Source organism: Arthrobacter sp. 05T444 (assembly GCF_056395905.1).
This window is the reverse complement of the sequence record NZ_JBFTKK010000049.1, coordinates 1-3631: the sequence shown is the minus strand read 5'-3', so window position 1 is coordinate 3631 and position 3631 is coordinate 1. Positions and strand designations below refer to the sequence as shown.

General features: G+C 61.2%; 2 protein-coding genes and 2 pseudogenes. 2 read left to right on the top strand and 2 right to left on the bottom strand.

The genetic code is table 11. The features are described 5' to 3' along the window. A pseudogene (locus tag AC1DD3_RS21980) lies at positions 1-137 on the bottom strand (inositol-3-phosphate synthase); the annotation flags it as partial. Positions 138-787: 650 nt separating this feature from the next. On the opposite strand from AC1DD3_RS21980, the gene AC1DD3_RS21975 reads away from it, so the two are divergent. Beyond that, positions 788-2224 carry an MFS transporter gene (locus AC1DD3_RS21975; protein WP_230121509.1) on the top strand — a complete coding sequence of 479 codons (1437 nt, stop codon included), beginning with the start codon at positions 788-790 and terminating at the stop codon, positions 2222-2224. Positions 2225-2985: 761 nt separating this feature from the next. After that, positions 2986-3379 (top strand): annotated as a pseudogene (locus tag AC1DD3_RS21970) (MFS transporter); the annotation flags it as partial. A gap of 36 nt (positions 3380-3415) precedes the next feature. Here the strand turns inward: AC1DD3_RS21970 and AC1DD3_RS21965 are convergent. Beyond that, positions 3416-3631 (bottom strand): OpcA/G6PD domain-containing protein (locus tag AC1DD3_RS21965; RefSeq protein ID WP_476877682.1); only part of this gene is annotated, 216 nt, incomplete at its 5' end.

Below are 3631 nucleotides of genomic sequence, written 5' to 3'. Positions count from 1 at the left end.
TTGCCGAACTCAACATGCATCAGACCCGGGATCGTTGCCTGGGGGTCGGCATCCCGGTAGTAGTGGACACCCTGCACCAGGGAAGCAGCGCAGTTACCCACGCCGACAATGGCAACACGAATCGGATTTGAAGACACGGAACTCCTTTGGGGGAAAAGCTGTTGCCGGGCGGCCGAGGATGACCGGGCTGGGCGGCAAGGGAGAATATGTGCGATCTCGGACCATTCGAAGCACCGCCCCCAGCGGCGCCGACGTCGTCCAAAGATGCTGCCCTCCATTCTCCCCTCCAAGCCCAGTTGGGCGCTATGCCATGATCGGGCGGTTACGCCTACCCAAACGGGTAGGCACACCTCCTGAGCTACTGTGAGCCGACGCACTCCGTTGCATAGGCCGAACCCTGTTGATTAGAGATTATCCGGTACTTCATGCGTTGCCAGAAGCCGTTCAAACCTGTCGTAGGCCGCCAGGTAGAAGCGCGTTCAGGCGCGAAAGTCAAGGGTGGAGCAGGCTGCGGAAAGAGTCCTTGACAATATCCGTGACGTGCTTCACTCTGTTGTTCATTGCGAAGCTCATTGCTCCATACGGAACAAATCGAAGCGGTGCCCCAGCGGTTTCGCGATCAGTCCCTGAACCTTAGAGAAGTGCTTTATGCACCAATGCCACTCTTTGAACCTCGCTCCCAGGGAACTGCACCACCTGTCTTGACGAACCGAACCTGCCAGCCCAGGACCGGTCAGTCGAGGCAAAAACTGAGGCATCCGCAACACTCAGTAAAGGGAACACTTTCATGACAAGCACACGTGACGTCAGCGCCGATAAACGTAGCGAAAGACCCGACTCCGTCGACACCTCCATATCAAAAGAGACCAGCTCCCAGTTCAAACGCCGCTTCATGGTGCGGCTTGTCACTGTCTTCATCGGCGGGATGTTCCTCGACGGTTACATCCTCGGAATCATCGGCCCCGTCGCCGGATCCATGCGGTCAGATCTCCAGCTCGACGCACTATCTCTGGGCATGATCGCTGCAGGCCCGCTGGCTGGTATCTTCGTCGGCTCCCCCCTGGCCGGTTGGGCTACTGACAAGTTCGGACGCAAGCCCATGTTCCTCGTGGACATGGGCCTGTTCCTGGTCGTCTCAGCGGCCCAGTTCTTCGTAACCTCCGGAGACGGGGCCGTGATCCAGCTGGCCATCATCCGGTTCTTCATGGGCGTCGCGATCGGCGGCGAGTACTCAATCGGTGGGCCATTGCTATCAGAGTTCTCCCCTCCAAAGCTCCGCGGGCGATTGCTCGGGCTGACTCTGATCGCCTGGTACGTCGGTTTCATGATGGCATTCATCGTCGGCACGCTCCTGCACGACGCCGGCACCCCATGGCGCCTTGTACTCGGCACCTGCGCGATACTCGCATTCGTCCTGTTCCTCGCCCGCTTGGGCCTCCCCGAATCGCCGAGCTGGCTCATTACGAAGGGACGGCGTGAGGAAGCACTCGCGATCGCACGTAAATACGTCGAATCGTCCCAGATGCACACCAGCATCACCGAAGAGATCGATTTGAGGATGATCCAGGAGGCCCAAGCCGCGCAGAGTGGGACCAAAATCAAGGGCGCCTCCTTCGGAATGCTGTTCTCGAGGCAGTACTGGCGCACCACCCTCTTCACTTCAGGTTTTTGGTTCTGCGCAGTCACTCCGTACTTCGCGATCGCGACCTTCGCCGACGAGGTGCTCAACCAATTCGGCTTCGGCGGCGGTTGGGCCGGTGGAGTCGGCCTGTCCGCACTTGCGGTCGCGGGGGTTGTCACCAGCGTACTTCTGATTGACAAGCTCGGCCGCCGAATCCTCACCGTGCCCGGGCAGTGGCTCTGCGCAGGTATCCTGCTGATCATCGGAGTCTGGGGGAACGCACCAGCGATCCTCGTGCTCGTCCTGTTTCTCGCCTTCTCCTACTTCAATGCCGGCTACACCACGATGACCCAGGTCTATCCGGCCGAGGTATTCCCCGGCCACCTGCGCGGCATCGGCACTGGCTTCGCCGCGGCCTTCAGCCGCATCGGAGCCGCACTCGGCACCTTTGCCCTGCCATGGGCGATCAGCAACATCGGCATGGGCGCAACCATGGTCGTAGCCGCTGCCGTCGCATTACTCGGCGCAGTCCTCTCGCAATGGCTCGCGCCTGAGACGAAGGGGCGCACCCTCGCCGAAATCTCAGCAAACTTCTCCCACTGACACCGGGACTGCACGGTGCAAAAATCGGGCGGAAATGCTGGCCAACGCCGAAAACGTAGTGCCCGACAGGAGGTTGCGCTCGTGGCCGCGAGTCTTAGCGTCTGATCCTCGACTTTTTCACAAGCTGTCCCCTAATCAACCCCGATAACGGGCCGCGCTCATTATCTGATCTTTGAGACCAGTTTCAGGTCAGCTTCCCGGCTGGGTCCTCCTCTCCTGATGTGGCTAAGAATGGGTTCCGCCAGTTGAAGCATTGCTGTCTGATAGCCGTCGATCTGTGATTCCCGGGACGGATTTGCCGGGTGAGCCGAAACTGTGGCTCGGACGATTGCGGGGGAGTAGTTTCTCCTGAGTTGTTCGGCCCACACTGCGCTGGCGCAGCGTGCGAAGCTGGGTTGAAACCATCGTGTTGGTGCGTGGAGAATTTCTTGTGGAGTGATGTTGGTCAGCGCTGCTGTGCGGACGAGTTGTTCCCATGTCGGGTACATCTTTCCGCATGCTGCCGCGGCGGCGCTCGGGTCACCAGGCGCCGCCCGGCGGCTTAACACTGTGTGCCGCTTCAAGCGGCCCAGCAAGTGAGCGGCGCGAGCCCGTTAGAGCCGGACAATAGCCCGGCAATAGGTGACTGCGCATGGGCTCTCGGAGGAGAGACGATGCGGTAGCCCGCCCCACCCGGGATGCGACCGTCCTCCCAGCAGTAGCTTCGCCGGGCAGCAGTGTTCGAGGTCAGTGATAGGAAGCGCGGAGTGGAGAGAATGCAGGCGGGGCTGTCCCTGGTCGCCTTCCCCGTGACGTTCTATGTGGCCAACCTCGCGTCAGCACTTCCGGCGCTGTTCCCCACCTCAAGCCGCTACAGCAGCATGGGCATCGCCTACAACTTCTCTGTGGCGATCTTCGGCGGGACAACTCCATTCCTGGTCCAGGGCCTGATCGCGGCCACCGGCGACGACATGGCCCCGGCCTATTACCTGATGGGGACGTCGGTCATTGGGGCGATCGCCATCTATTTTCTTCGTGAATCCGCCCGGCCGCCCGCTGCCGGGCTCCATGCCGAGCGTGGACACCGAAGCCGAGGCCCACGAGCTCATCGCCGCCCAGGACCCAAAGCTCTCTGGTGCTAACCGCCCTTTCCACAAAGATGTGTCCCCGTCGTAATGAACGACGGGGACACACCTTTTAAGCCAGCGCCCTTCAGACCAGCGCCAGCAGTGAGGCCTCTTCCCAGTCCCGCAGCAAATCAAGCGCTCCCAGCGTGAGACCGAACACTTCGTCGGGATCCAGACGCCGCAGTTCCTCGGCCAGGCAGTCCCGCAGGCTTCGCCGCGGCAGGGAAATCCGCTGGGCAGGCTGGCCCGGTTGGGTCAGTTCGGCCACTGACAGTCCGGGCCGGAACAGCTGGACGTCGCC